The following is a 15,558-nucleotide window of genomic DNA, read 5'->3' as shown; positions in this document are numbered from 1 at the left end:
TTTTAAAATTATAATCCAAAATCTTCTTTCTGTACCTCTGTGTCATCCAGACTACACATGCAGCCTTTGACGGTTTTATAGATTCCTGTAATATCAGTTTCTTTTCCCTTGCTGTCAGTAACAGTAATGCCTGTAGAAAACGATTCATCTTCTGCAGAATAGGTTCTGAACAGTTGATATTTGTAGTTGTTTTTGGTAAATGTCAGATAGTTGAGGTCCATGCCTGCATTCTGTTTTCCGCCACCTCTATGGTAAGAGCTGTATGTAAACTGCTTCCAGCTTTCTTGGGTTCTTGTGGCCGGAAATTCCATTTCTACACGGTCTTTGCTCCCGAACCTATACTGAATATATTCATTCTTTTTATCTTTAACCAAAGACATGGTCTTACCATTTTTTGTTTGAAATGAAAAAACAGTTTCTTCATTGGGCAACAAATACTGCGCCCAGGAAAACATAGGGATCAACAAGGAAAAAAAGAATACATGCTTTTTTATCATATTAGAATTTTTCAAAGCTTACTATCCTTTAATCATTATGTTATTCAGGTCTTTCCAGAACATCGGATAAGACTTTTCCACGACATCTTCCTCTTCAATACTAAGTTCTTTAATAAGGCAGAATGGAGCAAAACTCATCGCCATTCTGTGATCCTGGTAAGTGGCGATGGAAATATTTTCTTCCGGTTCCCCAAAACTCACAGACTTGATGGTAAGGTCTGTAATCTCTGTTTCAGTGCCTAGTTTTTTCAGTTCATTATATAAAGCTTGCAGCCTGTCGGTCTCTTTTACCCTTAAAGTGCCCAGTCCGGAAATTTCAAAAGGAATTTTTAAGGCTGCTGCTGTTACACAAAGTGTCTGGGCAATATCCGGACAGTTATTCATATCCAGGACGATTTTTTCCGGGAAAGTAAAATCAGGTTCCGGCTGAAGGGTAATCTTATGTTCGTCTTCAGTAAAAATCGTATTAATTCCGAAAAAGTCTTTATAGATCTTGGCAATGGCGGAATCTCCCTGGGTGGATTCTTTGTAAAAGCTTTTCAGATGGATGGTTTCTCTTCCCAATGCACAGATAGAATAGAAGTATGAAGCCGAGCTCCAGTCACTTTCCACTTCATAGCTTGTAGCAGACAATTTGCCATTCAAATCAAACGGTTCCACTTTAACTGTATTTCCTTCAAAGCTGTTTTTTATTCCGAATCTTGTCAGAATATCCAGCGTCATCTCTATATAGGATCTTGAGGTAACTTCACCCACCAGGTTAATCTCCAGTCCGTTTTCAAGTTTCCCGGCAATCAGAAGCAAGGAAGTAATGAACTGGCTGGATATATTGGCCGGGACATTGACCTGTTTTTGAGTGATCTTTTTTCCTGTTATTTTTAAAGGCGGGAAGCCTTCGTTTTCCAGATATTCGATCTCAACACCCAGATCTTTTAATGCATTGACCAGGTTTTTGATGGGTCTTTCCTTCATCCTTTTAGATCCGGTAAGAACAGTGGTTTTTCCTTCAGATATTGAATAATAAGAAGTAAGGAAACGCATAGCTGTTCCTGCGTGGTGGATGTCTACCGTTTCAGTGTTTTCAGACAGTGCTTTTTTTAGCAGCTGTGTATCCTGGGAATTAGACAAATTCCCGATCTGTATATTTTTAAATAAACTTTCCAAAATCAACAAACGATTCGAAATACTTTTCGAACCGCTGATCTGAACTGTTTTATCTGATGCTAATTTTGATTTTTCTAACTTCATTATTTCTGCAATTTTAGGATATTTAGATAACAGACGTCAGATATCAAATTGTTTTAAGTCTGACATCTGACATCTCGTATCTGATATCTATTTGTTATTTCAACTTCTCGTTATTCTGATGCCGCTCTTTATCACGGTCTGTTTTGATCTTCATTTTTTTGTCGAAGGCTTCCTGTAAATTCACTCCGGTCTGATTGGCCAAACATAAAGTAACAAACAGTACATCTGCCAGCTCTTCACCAAGGTCTTTGCTTTTATCGCTTTCCTTTTCACTTTGCTCACCATATCTTCTGGCGATGATGCGGGCTACTTCGCCTACTTCTTCGGTCAGCATGGCCATATTCGTCAGTTCATTAAAATAACGGACTCCTATGGTTTTGATCCATTCATCAACCTGTTCCTGCAGTTTTGTGATCTCCATTATTGATAGGCTCCAAGAGTAGGGTTAGTTGTTCTTGATACATTCACAATATCAAAAGGTACGGTTCCTGCTACCGTCAGATTTCCTTTTCCTCTTGCCGGAGATGTTGTTTTTACCCTTAGATTCATCTTTGCAGCAAAATAATTAAGGAATTGTGGATCTTCGTTCTTAATGCTTTGTATCACATTAGGGCTGGTGTCAAAATTAAATCCGGCTTCGGGTACTCCTGAATATTTGATCAGTGAGTTTTGAATAAGGAATTCAAACTGTTGTCCCGGAGTCTGTTCAAAATTCACAGAGTTGTTTCTGTCTGAAAAGACGATGCTGTTTTTTATATCAAGGCGTTGAAGCGCTCCCTGTTCTGTTGTTCCTGCTGCATTTTTCCATTCATTGGCTGCTGTAATTCCGTTTCTGTTGTAAGACCCCATTGTTTTAGAATAATTCGCAATTGTAGCATGGGTATAGCTGTGATTTCCGCCTCTGAAGATCCCGATACATGATTCACCACAGTTATTCATCACTAAGTTATTGGCAGTAACCGTTGATCCTACGGCGTAAATACCGTATTCAAAGAAGGTGTGGATGAATGAATTGCTAATATTTGCAGTATTCTGTTTCATATCCAGTCCTCTTGTTCCTCCGAAAAGCCTTGCAAAATTCATATTGAGGATAGAATTGGGTTCCATCCGGATAGAGTTCCAGTTTTTAGGGATTGTATCATAATACGGGTCATTTCTGTCCCCGCGCAGGATCACCTCATTGTCAAAAACTCCGTTGATGTTCAGGGTGGCACCGGACGATACCTTCATGCCGCTGTTTTTGTGGAAATAAACTTTAGTTCCTGCCTGGATGTCCAGCGTGATATTTGGATCGATAGTAAGGTTTCCATAAATGATCTTGGCCTTATTGTCATTCCACGTTGTGTGGGTAGAAATTACATTAGGATTGCCTGGTGTTTCGATGAAAAATTCTGCATCCTGAACTACAGAGAACAAAGTTATATGCTGTTGTCCTGCACCGCTGTTAAAGACAATTTTATCTTCAGCAATAGCTTCAGGACCGGTAGCTTCGGGAGCAATTTCCACAAAAATATACATACTGTCTTTCTTTCTCAACGGTACATCTTTGAAATCATAGCCAGGTTTTCCATCTACATTGATCCTATATAGTGATGCACTTCCTTTTTCAAGATTGATTCTCGGAATTAAAACATCCTTGTCTTCATTATTATATACTTTTACAAAATAAGTTTCTGAACGTACCTGGTGATAGACCGTATCACAGAATACAGTGTCCTTTGAAAAACTTAACTGCTGTGATGGAGCATCAAAAGTAATATCATCTTTATTGCACGATACCGCTACAAGAAGCATCCAAAAAGAAAAAGCCAGTAATAGTTTGATTTTCATCGAAAATAAAGTTTAAGATTCCAAATTTAACGAAAATACTTTGAATTTCTTATCAATAAAAAATATTGAATCTGGTATTTGTATATTTGAAAAAATGTTGTACTTTTGCAACCTAAAATTAGCAGAGAAATACCATTACTATTTCGGAAGCAAACTTTAATTTTTTAAAAATTGTATTATGAAAAAAGGAATCCACCCAGAAAATTATAGACTTGTTGTTTTCAAAGATATGAGTAACGACGAGGTGTTTCTTTGCAAATCTACTGCAGAAACAAAAGACAGTATCGAATATGAAGGACAAGAATATCCATTGATCAAAATGGAAATCTCTTCAACTTCTCACCCTTTCTACACTGGTAAAGTGAAACTAGTTGACACTGCAGGTAGAGTTGATAAGTTTATGAACAAATACAAAAAATTCGCTAAGTAATTTTTTGTTACCCAACATACTGAAGTCTTCCAATTTATTGGGAGACTTTTTTGTTATAGAAGTTAATTGGGAGTATTTTATACCTATGTTTATAAATGGAGTATTTTCAAAATAAAAAGACTGACATTTTTACTGGGGCTTTCATAGACTAACTTCTATTTCGAGCTATTTTTGTATTTTTGTTCTGAACAGAAATTAGGTACTCCGAATTGTTAGCAAATCATAATCTCAACTTTGGGTCTCTAACTTCTAACTTCTAATCTCTAACTTCTATATTACAATGCAATTAGTATTTTCAGATGCTCAGTATTGGGAAGATTTTCTTCCATTGACTTTTACCCGTCCTGTTGCCGCTATGCGATGCGGAATCCTTACCTTTTCCGAACGATGGCAAAAGATTTTGGGAAATACCGAGGTTTCTTACTTTACCGAAAATTATCTTCAGAATAAATTCAAAAATCCCGAAGAAAAGGAAAGTCTTTTTCTTGTTACTAATTTTCTGCCGACCGAAACAGTAATTCAGCAAATCAAAGATCTTAAACAGGGTGAAGCTCTTGTTTATGAAGATGAGCTGATTGCTGCGAGAATTAATATGAAAAATTTTTCCCTTAACCAGATCGAAAAAATGACAGATGTAAAGGAGAAATTAACCTTCTTTAAAAAACCTGCAGATTTATTTACCTATAATCACCTTGCTATCGATTTTGATTTCAATTTGCTGACTGAAGGAAGAACTTCACAGGAATTATCTTCCACCAATGGATTTTTAGGGGATAAGAAAGATCTTTTCATTGAAGAAGGAGCCCAGATCGAATTTTCTACGATCAATACAAAAACAGGAAAAATTTATATCGGGAAAAATGCTGAGGTAATGGAAGGCTGTAATCTTCGTGGACCGATCTCACTGGGAGAAGATTCTAAATTTAACTTAGGATCAAAAATTTATGGTGCTACTACTATTGGCCCGCATTGTAAAGTGGGCGGGGAAGTGAATAATATCATCATATTCGGGTACTCAAGTAAAGGACATGAAGGCTTTGTCGGAAATTCTGTGATTGGTGAATGGTGTAATTTCGGGGCAGATACCAATTCTTCCAATCTTAAAAACAACTACAGCCATGTCAAGCTCTGGAACTATAGAACAAAAGCTTTTGAAGACACGGGGCTTCAGTTTGCCGGTCTTATTATGGGAGACCACTCTAAAACAGCAATCAATACCCAACTGAATACAGGAACAGTAATAGGAGTTGCTTCTAATATATTCAAGCCAGGTTTTCCGCCAAACCTCGTGGAAAACTTCTCTTGGGGTGGAAGTAAAGATGATGAAAGATTCAAGCTGGATAAAGCCTATGAAGTGGCAGAAAGAGCAATGGCAAGGCGAAAAGTTGCTTTAACGGATAAAGATAAAGCTATACTGAAACATATTTTTGATACGTATTAATATTGAAAGCCTCCATTTGGGAGGCTTTTACTTTATTGGATACTGATGATTCTCTCACAGAAAATTAAATTATCTTCCAGAAAATAAAAAAAGAGTAATTTTATAAAAATCATAAAACTCCTTTGTAAACAGGTTTTATGAGTGCATAGATAAGCCAAAATTAGAAATTCATCACTTTTTTTATAATGTAATGTAATAGAATCAAGATTTTAATTGTCTTACTAATAGAAACAAAACTCATGACCCAAGAAACTTTCAAGAATACGGTGTTTATTCTCAAAGACGAGATGTATCGTTTTGCGAAAAGATTCGTTATGAGCAGTGATGAGGCAGAAGATGTGGTGCAGGATCTGATGATTAAATTCTGGCAGAAGAAAGAGGAACTGGAGAAGTTTGGAAATTTAAAATCCTATGCTTTGAAATCGGTCCGGAATGAGTGTCTTAACAGGCTGAAGCACCATGATGTGAAGTTGGGATTTGCAGATTTGCAGCTTCACCGCTCAGAATTGTACAGCATGGATATCAATAACCTGAAGGAGCATATTATAGGATTTATCAACCAGCTTCCGGAAAAACAGAAAATGGTGATCCATCTGAAAGATGTAGAAGAATATGAGGTCTCGGAAATTTCCGGAATGCTGGAAATGGAAGAAAACGCAGTAAGGGTAAACCTGATGCGGGCGAGGCAAAAAGTAAAAGAACAAATATCACAACTGATGAGCTATGAACAAAGATCAATTTCAGAATAAATACGATGAGATCTTCCGTGACATAAAGGAAGAAAAAATGGACTGGAGTTTTGAAGATTTTCTTCAGAAAGCAGAAGGTGTAGCTGATGACTCTGAAACCAATGATGCATCTGTCATTCCGCTTCACAAGAATAAGCCTTCTTTTCCGAAATGGTTCTGGATGGCAGCAGGATTTGTGCTTCTTTTCAGTATTGGTTTTTTCTTTAATGACTACCGTACAGGGGTTATTGAAAGAGAAAAACTGGTAAAAGATGAGGTTCTGAAACAGAAATCAAAATTTATTGAAGAGAATAATGACCATCAGGAGCAGGTAGCGGTAAACCATACCGATTCCATTTCCGGAGCGAGAAAAGATTCTATTTTCCAGGAAAAATCAGTAGCAGAAAAGGATGTACTGGATGAGATATTACCAAAAAGAGGAAGATTGAAAAAAGAATCAAAACCGAAGTTTGTCAGTAATTCTTCATTCAGAAATAATAAAACCTTAAAAGATTCTACCGGATATAAGAATTCTTATGTCATAGTCAACGGTAAAAGGATCGATAATGTAGATGAAGCTATCAATGTCACTAAATATTCATTCCAGATATTTGCCAACAACGTTAGTGAAAAGTTAGTACAACCTACAGTAGTAGACGACGATTATTAACAACAACAATAGATTATGCTCTGATCAGGTAACAATAATCAGCTTAAGAAAATAAAAATTGACTCATGAAAAAAATAATTATAGTATTCGCACTCGCTTTTTCCCACTTCTTTTCAGTGTATGGGCAAAGGGATAAATTCGACATGCTTTTTGACAGGTATCAGGAGGTAGAAGGAGTAACCTCCATTAAAATTGCAAAGCCAATGTTCAGTATGCTGAGCAGCCTTAATATTGACGATTCCCAGCTGGATCAGATAAAACCCCTGCTTTCGAAAATTAACGGATTGAAAATTCTTATTACAGAAAATCCGGAAAATACTAATACAACAGAAGGACGTAAAGTTCAGGATAATCTTTCCAGGCTCAGCAAAGATGTATCTGTGTACTTAAAAAACCTTAATTACAATGAGATTATGTCTGTCAATAATTCAGGATCAAAGATAAAATTTCTTTCTTCCGATGCAAAGGACGGAATGCTGGATGATCTCCTGCTTAGCATTGATGGTGGAAAAGGAGAAAATATCCTGGTTATGCTGGATGGAAAACTTTCTATGGATGATGTGAATAAGATCATTAATTCCAGCGAAACCAAAACCAATCCTGTAACCAATCCAAGAAACAGCCTTACTTCTGAAAACAATTCCTCTTATCTTAACGGGGAAGCAAGAAATGTAGGCGAGTTTTCAGGAATTCAGGTAAGTACCGGGGTAAATGTGGTTTTCAAACAGGAAAGTCCTACCAACGTAAAAGTAATTGCTGATTCTGATAAGCTTCAGTATATCATCACAAAGGTAGAAAACGGTATATTGAAAGTCTATATAGACAATAAAGGAACAAAGAATTTAAAGTTTAGAAATTTAAGCGTTAACATCTCTTCTCCGAGAATGGACAACATCAAAGTTTCTTCAGGAGCTAACTTCAATGTGGTGAATTCTATTAAGGAAAATAATCTGGTAATTGATGTATCATCGGGTGCTAACGTGAAAGGAGATTTCAAGGTCTCGAATAAAATAGATATTGGAACTTCATCAGGAGCCAGTATCAGAGCCGGAATTACAGCGGGAACTATTATGGTAAAGGCTTCAAGCGGATCCAATACAGCTATTGAAGGAAGAGCAGATTCAGGAATAATAGATGTTAGCAGCGGAGCCCTTTTTAAAGCAGATGGTTTGAAGATGGATCATCTTGAGGCAGAGGCTACATCCGGAGCAAACCTTTCGGTAAATGTTTCCACAAAACTGAAAGTAAAAGCCTCCTCAGGAGGGCTGGTAAAATATAAAGGAAGACCTGAAATAGAATCCAATATCAGTAAAACATCCGGAGGAAATTTAAAACCTATTGATTAAAAAACGGATCACCATGAAAACTTTAAAAAACATTTTTTTAGGAATCTTTACATTGCTTATGCTTCAGTCATGCATTGTCTCAGGAAAACCCAATATGGCTTTTTTCAAGCAGTCCGGATATGATTTTAAAGGAGCAACATTCGCAAGCTTCAATGTCCCTGTGTTTATGGCAAAGCCTTTTATCAAAAAAGCTCTAAGGGAAGATGGTGAAAGTGAGGAAGTTATTGCGTTGGTTAAGAAAGTCTCAAAAATAAAAGTCATGACGGTGGATAACGGAAGCAAAGATATGCTGAACGAATATTCCAGATACTTAAATGACAATAACTTTGAAGAATGGGCTACTATAAAACATAACGGTGAAAATGTAAACGTAAGGGTAAAGCAGAATGGAGAAGCCATTAAAAATATGATGATCACTGTCAATTCAGATAAAGAACTGGTTTTCGTGGATGTGAAGGGAAGCTTTACAGCAGATGATATTTCAAAAGTAATTAATGCCGCTACAGATAAGTAAGGCTTATTTCATAAAGTATGCATGCATAAAAGATAAAACAAGTAGTTTCATACTATACTAAATTATTTTGTACGAAAGGCCGTTCTTAAAAAGAGCGGTTTTTTCATATAAGTTATTGATTATTAATTTTTATTTAAACTATTAAAAAGGATTTTCATATCTCGCCAAAATAACCTAATTTTGCAAAGAAAGTAAAGATGTCTATTCATAACAAAATTGTAGAGACAGCCATCACTTTCGATGACGTTCTTCTAGTCCCTTCTTATTCAGAAGTTTTACCTAACCAGGTAGTATTAAAATCAAGACTTACCGACAAAATTACGCTGAATGTTCCGATAGTTTCTGCTGCGATGGACACAGTTACTGAAGGAGATCTGGCTATTGCTTTGGCAAGAGTCGGAGGCTTGGGTTTTATCCATAAAAACATGACAATCGCTGAGCAGGCTGCACAGGTAAACCGTGTAAAACGTTCAGAAAACGGAATGATCTCTGATCCTGTTACTCTTTCTAAAGATCATACATTGGCTGAAGCTAAGGAAACGATGGCCAAATATAAAATTTCCGGCCTTCCTGTAGTAGATGCTGATAATGTACTGATCGGAATTATTACCAACAGAGATGTAAAATATCAGGAGAATCTTGACATGAAGGTTGAAGAGATCATGACCAAGGAAAACCTGATCACTTCTGATAAAAATACTAATCTTGAGAAAGCTAAAGAAATCCTTCTTAAGAGTAGAGTAGAAAAGCTTCCGATCGTAGATAAAGATAATAAGCTGGTAGGACTAATTACGATTAAGGATATTGACAATCAGTTGGAGTACCCAAATTCCAATAAAGATCACAAAGGGCGTCTTATCGTAGGGGCAGGTGTGGGCGTTGGAGAAGATACGATGGACAGAATTGCAGCATTGGTAGATGCCGGTGTTGATATCGTCGCTATTGATTCTGCACACGGACATTCAAAAGGAGTTTTAGATAAAATTTCAGAAATCAGAAAAGCATATCCGGATCTAGATATCGTAGGAGGAAATATTGTAACTGCTGAAGCAGCAAAAGACCTTATTGAAGCTGGAGCTAACGTTCTTAAAGTTGGAGTAGGACCTGGTTCTATCTGTACAACCAGAGTTGTTGCAGGTGTTGGGGTTCCTCAGTTATCTGCGATCTATAATGTATACGAATATGCAGCTTCTAAAAACGTAACAGTAATTGCTGACGGAGGGGTCAAGCTTTCCGGAGATATTGTAAAAGCGATTGCCAGTGGAGCAGGAGCGGTAATGCTGGGTTCCCTTTTAGCCGGAACTGATGAAGCTCCGGGAGAAGAAATTATTTTCCAGGGAAGAAAATTCAAATCTTACCAGGGAATGGGAAGTCTTTCCGCTATGAAGAGAGGAGGAAAAGAGAGATATTTTCAGAGTGAGGCTAAAAAATTCGTTCCTGAAGGAATTGAAGGAAGAGTGCCGCACAAAGGAAAGTTAGAAGATGTGATCTTCCAGCTGACCGGAGGTTTAAGAGCAGGTATGGGATACTGTGGGGCTAAAAATATTGAAGCTTTACAGAAAGACACCAAAATGGTCATGATTACAGGGAGCGGTTTGAAGGAATCTCATCCACATGATGTGATTATTACTCAGGAGGCTCCAAACTATTCTTTTTAGAATATTTAAAGATATACTATAAAATTGGCTGTACATAATTTGTACGGCCAATTTTATTTAACCCTTAAAAATATTAACCACCAGCTTGAAAAAGGAATCTATATGGTTCAGATTTCCAACGGGAAAGATACTAAGACTTCTAAACTGATCATTAAATAAACTTTGAGTATACAATATAAATGTCTCCAGTGATGGGGGCATTTTTTATTTTGATTTGTTCAGTTGATCTTAATGTATTTAAATCTTCGCTTGATAACACTGTTCAGAAACCTTCCTTTCGATTTAACTTCCCTGAATTTTTCAGATATAGATACCGGAACTTTAAGGTAATCATAAACAGCCCCGGACTGATACACAATTCTTAATATTTCAGTCTCAGGAAAATAAGTATAGCTGTTGACAACACTTGAAGGCATGGAATATAACCTGCAAAAAATATTCCCAAAAATAGCCCTCAGAAATTCCGAAGGCTATATCAATAATCAAGTAATGCTATAAGACATTATAGTTTTATTTTTTCACGAATTTAAATTCATGAGATTCAAAATTTTTAATAGTAATTTTTAAAAGATATACTCCTGCAGAAAGATGAGATACATCGATTTTCTGATCAAACGGTTCAGATCTTACCAGTTTTCCATCTAAGCTATAGATTTGTGTCGTCTGCCCGGTATCAATTCCTGAAATACGGATAACATCTGAAACTGGGTTCGGAAAAATCTGAATTTTAGATTTTGTGACCTCCGAAGTTCCCAGTGAAGAGCTGTGTACATCCCCTGTCATTGTGGAATTGGTGGCAGTAAGGTTTCCTCCGCATTGCCCACTTGTTACGGCTGAATTTTCCACCCATGTTCCAAACGTATTGCTTGGTGGATTCATATTGGCATTATTTCCTGTTGAATTGTAGTAAATCAGCGAAGGAGACGTAAAGGTTCCGTTTCCTTCATCAGCGAGAAATTCCCACCTGGTAAGGGTATTATTCCATTGAATTTTAAATTCGCAGGTTCCCAACCCACCGCAAGGCTGACCATCAACCGGTGTTGTCATGTAAATGTTTTTGTTGAATGCATCAACTCCGGTTTTCGTGAATATAAAATTCTGGTTGTCAAACAGGTTATGACATCCATTGAAAGTAATGGTCTGTGCGGCCATCGTACTTCCAAGAGCTATTGCAAATAAGTATAGAATTCTCATAACTTATTAATTAAATGATGGATAAATACCCTGTAAAGCTATGATGCATCTCATCGTAACAAAGGGAGGTCTGTTTTCATGAGGTTGGGATCCTCCGGCTGGATTTACCATTGTAGCTTTCATTGTTGTATTTGCAGCGGTGTCAGAATATTCCTTGTCCAAAAGTTTAGTATCTGCAGGAAGATTCCCTGTAGGTGTGTTTTGATTTCCTTCGGCTGTTACGGCATTCACGGTGTGGTTATGAATGGGCATCTGTTGCTGTGTCAGCGTAACGGATTCACTGCCTCCTGTTTCACCTATCAGATAATTATGAGAACTGTAAGGCCCCTGCCCTTGAGAAATAAGAACTCTCCCCCTCATGTCCGGCAATGCAAAAGTCGTTGTTCCGTTTCCTCCGTAAGTAGTTCCTATTAATGAGAAGAGAGCCTGATTTTGTGCTATTGGCATTAACTGTCCGTTACAATCTGCCCATCCGTTCGGCGCTCTATTGTAAGGTACAAAAGCGATCTGTCCAAGGAACGGTTCATACTGTGCTTTTAAAGTAGAAATGAATGCACAGCTTATGAACAGCATGAGTGCTAAAATTGAGTTTTTCATGATGATTAGTTTAGTGATGTAAAATTATAAAATATTCGGATAAAATAATTATATATAGAAAAAACCTCTCAGAATTGACTGAAAGGTAAGATGTTATTAATTTTAATTTCTGTTATTCTGGATTTTTTCTCTACTGGCCAAGCATTTTATGATACCCTGCAATGTGAAGATGTCCTTCCTCTTTAATGCTGACCTCCAGGTCATGCTTTTTTGCCGTCATATAGATCTCTTTAGGAAGCATGCTTCCTTTTTTGCTGAGTTCAATGCTTATATTTTTCAGAAGATCTAAATGAAGGAGAAGATCTTCCCTCGTTTTTGCAGCGAGGTCCTGCATCAGTCTTTCAATTTTTTTATCCGTAATATCATGCTGCATACGATGTGGATAATCCTCCAGGCTGTATGTCGCCTGATATTCTTCATCAAATCCGTATTTTCTGATATAATCGGTGGCAAGCATGGTAGCCTGCTCCCTGTCATGACTTCTTCCTATACTTGCATTGTTTTCTCCAAATACAATTTCTTCGGCAATACCGCCGGCCAAATAGATTTTAATTCTGTCTAGGAGACTTTCTTTGGTATCGTGGATCTGGTGCGGGAAGGTAAATCCTGCAGCATAACTGCTGGCTACCTTGCTTTTCAGCTGTAAAGGAGCAAAACCTGTATAAAGCATATAACATACTGCGTGGCCACATTCATGAACACTGATATTGGCTACTGCATCCTCTTGGCTGGATTGCCGTATACTGTCGATTCTTCCGGTATAAGGAATTTCAATGATACGTTTTCCTACTTTCCCGGTGATTGTTTTCTGCTTCACCAGATAATCAATTTCAATGGTTTTGTCATCATTGATGATGGCTTCAAATAAAAATTTGCTGAGGTTTGTATCCAGGATATCAACTACACTGCTGAATACCGGGCGTACACCCTGTACAGGAAATACCCCGTTTCTATAGATCAGCTCATTGATGCTTCTGCTGATTTTTAAGCTGATCCCAAATTTTGTTTTTGTCTTAGTTTTAAGATTGTTGATTTCTCTTTGGATAAGTTGTTGAAAATCTTCTGTCTTTAATGAAAAATAGATCAAATGGATATTTCCAAATCGTGCTACCTGCTCCGGGCGGAATTTCCTTGACAAAGCATTTTTTATATCAACAACAGTTATTTTCTTTGTGAATGCATGATATATATTCGCATCTATATCCGCTTCGCTGGTTTCACGGGACATCTGAAAAGCTTCATCCAGGTTTCCGCTGATAATGATCAGCATTTTACTGTAATCCACTGGCTCGTAGATCTTTTTCTCTTTCTGCTTTTTCAGAATCAGCTTGATCATATCTTCCTCTTTCATATCGATGATGCTCATCACATCATCTTCCATGCTGAGGTACTTTTTCAGTTCCTTGGCATCCCAAAGATTCAGATAAGGATTTTCATCCATTTCCGTTTCGCCGTTCATCTTTCTGCGTTCATTTTCCTTTTTACGCAAAAGGTAGGAGAACAGATAATGTTCAAGATCATCCCGTTCCCTTTTGCTTAACCTTCCGTCACTTAAAAGTTCCCAAAAATCAGTAAACTTTGTCTGTGGTAACGGAGTGCCGTCGGGATCGATCGTATTGAAACGCTGGATCTCATCAAAAAGAACGATGCTCGGCTTTTCGTCACTAAGGCGGTTACTCTGGAAAATATCAGATACACTTTTACTCCATGATGTTTCATCGCTGTTACTGAGCTCTATCTCTACAAAACGATTTTGAAACTCCAGGAAGCGCACGGTTTTTCGTACAAGATCCGTTTTTCCTACCCCCGTCATTCCCCACAGATTGATCACCACGGGGCGGGTTAAGATTTCAGGCATCAGATACCAGATCTGGATGTATTCCATTAAATCATCAATAATTTTATCAATTCCGATGAATTCTTTTTTCAGGAATACTTTACAGTCGTCCAGCTTTTTCTTTTTCTTCTGGATCTCTTCTTTATCAATAATCATGCGTGAAAAATACGCTATTTTTTTAAATTATCCTTAAAATCATCAATCCTGAAATCAGCCAGAGCATTTCCCTTCTCAATTTTTTCCTTAGAATAAAGCCTGAAATCATTTTCTGTTTTTTCTAGCAGGTAATCATAAGGCCCAACATGGGAAATCAATTTTACCAGAACCGGAGAAATTTCAAGACAGATAAAAAGCCCCATGATAAAAGCGGCCGCCAACCCAATAATTGCTGAGTTTTTGCCTAACTCATCCAAAGCCTGTAGTCTTGCAGCAAAACCATTGAACTTATCTTCAAAGGTTTCCGAAGATTTTCTTTCTGTTTCCAGATTTGTATAAACTTTGGAGATTTCTTTGTCTAAATATTCAATTCTGGGTGCGTTCTGCTTCTGGAAATTCTCCAGGTCCAGACGACGTTGTTCCTTCAATTCCTGTTTACGTTTTGCGTTGGGACCATAACCCTCTTTTCCACTCGTAAGTCCGGACTGTTTTCCAAGAATTTCTTTTTCAAGTTCTACAGCTGCTGAATCATAAGCTTTCTGATACTGTATGGTTTTTTCAGCGATCTGCTTTTTTTCAGTTTCAAAAGGGCTGCTCTGTTTCAGGATTCTGCCGCTCATTTCGCCTTCAAGCTGTTTTTTATTTCGTTGAATGATGGTATTAAGCTGTTTGTTGATCTCTTTTTCAAAAATTTTGAGCTCCAGAGGTTTGGAAATAATAATTCCTAAAAAGGTTGCTAAAACCAGACGCGGAATAGCCATTAAAATCTGATTTCCCCATGTACCTGTTTTTTTGATGGAGGAAACAATATAACGGTCCAGGTTAAAGATCATTAATCCCCAAAGAATTCCGAAACCTGCCGAAGTCCATACATTGTCAAATACAGTATACATGGCGTAGCCTGCGGATAGAGTAGCAAAAACGGCGGTGAATAACACAATCCCCCCAATTCCTGAAAATTTGTTCCATTCACTCGGGGTCTTTCTTAAAATATGGATATTTCCTCCGGAGCATACCATTAGAAACTTCTGGAACCAGTTTATTTTATGATTCACTTGATTTATAGTTTGTTGGTTTGTTTTCATTAGTGAAAATTTATACAAATGTAGTATTAAAAATCATACCAATGTAAAAGATAGTATTATGTTTTGCCAAGTAATTAAATGTTTTTCCTTAATTGATTGATTTACATCGTGTTTTATTGTCAAGATAATTGCTTTCAATACCACTTTTAAAATATTTTTAATACGACAGGTTTTGTCGCTTTGTAGTAATACTTTTGTATTATAACAACTTGGCACACCAATAAAAAAACGAATAAGTGATAAAATTGATATTAAATCACATTCATATGACTTTGGCATGTTAAAAAACGTTAAATTTGCAGAATTATACCAACTAATACACACAAT

The 15,558-nt window shown here is 37.1% G+C and carries 18 protein-coding genes; 8 read left to right on the top strand and 10 right to left on the bottom strand.

Features of this window, described 5'->3' with window-relative positions:
* Window positions 1-8: 8 nt before the first annotated feature.
* From DRF60_RS19680 to DRF60_RS19665, 4 genes are all read right to left on the bottom strand, one after another.
* The gene (locus DRF60_RS19680; RefSeq protein WP_116014803.1) at window positions 9-497 is read right to left on the bottom strand and encodes a hypothetical protein; all 489 of its coding nucleotides are present in this window, start codon (window positions 495-497) and stop codon (window positions 9-11) included.
* A 21-nt stretch (window positions 498-518) separates the two neighbouring features.
* Window positions 519-1,745: a 3-phosphoshikimate 1-carboxyvinyltransferase gene (locus tag DRF60_RS19675; RefSeq protein WP_116014801.1), complete on the bottom strand. Its 1,227-nt coding sequence runs from the start codon at window positions 1,743-1,745 to the stop codon at window positions 519-521.
* 94 nt (window positions 1,746-1,839) lie between these two features.
* Window positions 1,840-2,166, bottom strand: a complete 327-nt coding sequence (locus tag DRF60_RS19670; protein WP_116014798.1) for a nucleotide pyrophosphohydrolase — start codon at window positions 2,164-2,166, stop codon at window positions 1,840-1,842.
* Window positions 2,166-3,575 carry a hypothetical protein gene (locus DRF60_RS19665; protein ID WP_116014795.1) on the bottom strand — a complete coding sequence of 470 codons (1,410 nt, stop codon included), beginning with the start codon at window positions 3,573-3,575 and terminating at the stop codon, window positions 2,166-2,168. Before DRF60_RS19665 ends, DRF60_RS19670 begins: the two co-directional genes overlap by 1 nt.
* A 178-nt stretch (window positions 3,576-3,753) precedes the next feature.
* Between DRF60_RS19665 and DRF60_RS19660 the strand changes: the two genes are divergently transcribed.
* The 8 genes from DRF60_RS19660 to DRF60_RS19625 all read left to right on the top strand — a co-directional run bounded on the left by DRF60_RS19660 (window position 3,754) and on the right by DRF60_RS19625 (window position 10,521).
* A complete protein-coding gene (locus tag DRF60_RS19660) occupies window positions 3,754-4,005 on the top strand; it encodes a type B 50S ribosomal protein L31 (RefSeq protein ID WP_111960878.1) in 252 nt (83 codons plus the stop codon).
* Between the two features lie 280 nt (window positions 4,006-4,285).
* On the top strand, window positions 4,286-5,446 hold the full coding sequence (locus tag DRF60_RS19655) for a GlmU family protein (protein WP_116014792.1): 1,161 nt from the start codon (window positions 4,286-4,288) through the stop codon (window positions 5,444-5,446).
* 239 nt (window positions 5,447-5,685) lie between these two features.
* On the top strand, window positions 5,686-6,195 hold the full coding sequence (locus tag DRF60_RS19650; protein WP_116014789.1) for an RNA polymerase sigma factor: 510 nt from the start codon (window positions 5,686-5,688) through the stop codon (window positions 6,193-6,195).
* Window positions 6,170-6,844 (top strand): hypothetical protein, encoded by a 675-nt coding sequence (locus DRF60_RS19645; protein ID WP_185144609.1) that lies wholly within the window; start codon window positions 6,170-6,172, stop codon window positions 6,842-6,844. Before DRF60_RS19650 ends, DRF60_RS19645 begins: the two co-directional genes overlap by 26 nt.
* 65 nt (window positions 6,845-6,909) lie before the next feature.
* A complete protein-coding gene (locus tag DRF60_RS19640) occupies window positions 6,910-8,190 on the top strand; it encodes a DUF4252 domain-containing protein (protein WP_116014786.1) in 1,281 nt (426 codons plus the stop codon).
* A gap of 13 nt (window positions 8,191-8,203) precedes the next feature.
* Window positions 8,204-8,704 carry a DUF4252 domain-containing protein gene (locus tag DRF60_RS19635; protein ID WP_116014784.1) on the top strand — a complete coding sequence of 167 codons (501 nt, stop codon included), beginning with the start codon at window positions 8,204-8,206 and terminating at the stop codon, window positions 8,702-8,704.
* A gap of 197 nt (window positions 8,705-8,901) precedes the next feature.
* On the top strand, window positions 8,902-10,362 hold the full coding sequence (gene guaB / locus DRF60_RS19630) for an IMP dehydrogenase (RefSeq protein ID WP_116014781.1): 1,461 nt from the start codon (window positions 8,902-8,904) through the stop codon (window positions 10,360-10,362).
* Window positions 10,363-10,386: 24 nt separating this feature from the next.
* Window positions 10,387-10,521 carry a T9SS type A sorting domain-containing protein gene (locus DRF60_RS19625; protein ID WP_157967977.1) on the top strand — a complete coding sequence of 45 codons (135 nt, stop codon included), beginning with the start codon at window positions 10,387-10,389 and terminating at the stop codon, window positions 10,519-10,521.
* Window positions 10,522-10,580: 59 nt separating this feature from the next.
* On the opposite strand, the gene DRF60_RS19620 is transcribed toward DRF60_RS19625, so the two are convergent.
* The 6 genes from DRF60_RS19620 to DRF60_RS21675 all read right to left on the bottom strand — a co-directional run.
* Window positions 10,581-10,778 (bottom strand): KTSC domain-containing protein, encoded by a 198-nt coding sequence (locus tag DRF60_RS19620; RefSeq protein WP_116014776.1) that lies wholly within the window; start codon window positions 10,776-10,778, stop codon window positions 10,581-10,583.
* A gap of 94 nt (window positions 10,779-10,872) precedes the next feature.
* A complete protein-coding gene (locus DRF60_RS19615; protein WP_116014774.1) occupies window positions 10,873-11,556 on the bottom strand; it encodes a T9SS type A sorting domain-containing protein in 684 nt (227 codons plus the stop codon).
* A 6-nt stretch (window positions 11,557-11,562) separates the two neighbouring features.
* Entirely contained in the window at window positions 11,563-12,153 is a 591-nt protein-coding gene (locus tag DRF60_RS19610; protein WP_116014771.1) for a phage tail protein, read from the bottom strand.
* 130 nt (window positions 12,154-12,283) lie between these two features.
* Complete coding sequence (locus DRF60_RS19605; protein WP_116014768.1) at window positions 12,284-14,146, bottom strand: AAA family ATPase; 1,863 nt, start codon at window positions 14,144-14,146, stop codon at window positions 12,284-12,286.
* A gap of 14 nt (window positions 14,147-14,160) precedes the next feature.
* Window positions 14,161-15,231, bottom strand: coding sequence for a DUF4407 domain-containing protein (locus tag DRF60_RS19600; protein ID WP_116014765.1), 1,071 nt, complete (start codon window positions 15,229-15,231; stop codon window positions 14,161-14,163).
* Window positions 15,232-15,264: 33 nt separating this feature from the next.
* Window positions 15,265-15,558, bottom strand: a 294-nt coding sequence (locus tag DRF60_RS21675) for a hypothetical protein (protein ID WP_238640252.1), incomplete at its 5' end; no start/stop codon positions are given.

It is taken from the genome of Chryseobacterium elymi, assembly GCF_003385495.1.
Lineage (GTDB): Bacteria > Bacteroidota > Bacteroidia > Flavobacteriales > Weeksellaceae > Chryseobacterium > Chryseobacterium elymi.
The sequence above is the reverse complement of the archived record's forward strand: the minus strand, read 5'-3'. Positions and strand labels throughout refer to the sequence as shown.

Coding starts and splice junctions, on each gene's coding strand:
- DRF60_RS19670 (WP_116014798.1), bottom strand. CDS start 2,166: ATGGAGATCACAAAACTGCAGGAACAGGTTGATGAATGGATCAAAACC.
- DRF60_RS19645 (WP_185144609.1), top strand. CDS start 6,170: ATGAACAAAGATCAATTTCAGAATAAATACGATGAGATCTTCCGTGAC.
- DRF60_RS19600 (WP_116014765.1), bottom strand. CDS start 15,231: ATGAAAACAAACCAACAAACTATAAATCAAGTGAATCATAAAATAAAC.
- DRF60_RS19635 (WP_116014784.1), top strand. CDS start 8,204: ATGAAAACTTTAAAAAACATTTTTTTAGGAATCTTTACATTGCTTATG.
- DRF60_RS19675 (WP_116014801.1), bottom strand. CDS start 1,745: ATGAAGTTAGAAAAATCAAAATTAGCATCAGATAAAACAGTTCAGATC.
- DRF60_RS19615 (WP_116014774.1), bottom strand. CDS start 11,556: ATGAGAATTCTATACTTATTTGCAATAGCTCTTGGAAGTACGATGGCC.
- DRF60_RS19665 (WP_116014795.1), bottom strand. CDS start 3,575: ATGAAAATCAAACTATTACTGGCTTTTTCTTTTTGGATGCTTCTTGTA.
- guaB (WP_116014781.1), top strand. CDS start 8,902: ATGTCTATTCATAACAAAATTGTAGAGACAGCCATCACTTTCGATGAC.
- DRF60_RS19680 (WP_116014803.1), bottom strand. CDS start 497: ATGATAAAAAAGCATGTATTCTTTTTTTCCTTGTTGATCCCTATGTTT.
- DRF60_RS19605 (WP_116014768.1), bottom strand. CDS start 14,146: ATGATTATTGATAAAGAAGAGATCCAGAAGAAAAAGAAAAAGCTGGAC.
- DRF60_RS19640 (WP_116014786.1), top strand. CDS start 6,910: ATGAAAAAAATAATTATAGTATTCGCACTCGCTTTTTCCCACTTCTTT.
- DRF60_RS19660 (WP_111960878.1), top strand. CDS start 3,754: ATGAAAAAAGGAATCCACCCAGAAAATTATAGACTTGTTGTTTTCAAA.
- DRF60_RS19620 (WP_116014776.1), bottom strand. CDS start 10,778: ATGCCTTCAAGTGTTGTCAACAGCTATACTTATTTTCCTGAGACTGAA.
- DRF60_RS19650 (WP_116014789.1), top strand. CDS start 5,686: ATGACCCAAGAAACTTTCAAGAATACGGTGTTTATTCTCAAAGACGAG.
- DRF60_RS19655 (WP_116014792.1), top strand. CDS start 4,286: ATGCAATTAGTATTTTCAGATGCTCAGTATTGGGAAGATTTTCTTCCA.
- DRF60_RS19610 (WP_116014771.1), bottom strand. CDS start 12,153: ATGAAAAACTCAATTTTAGCACTCATGCTGTTCATAAGCTGTGCATTC.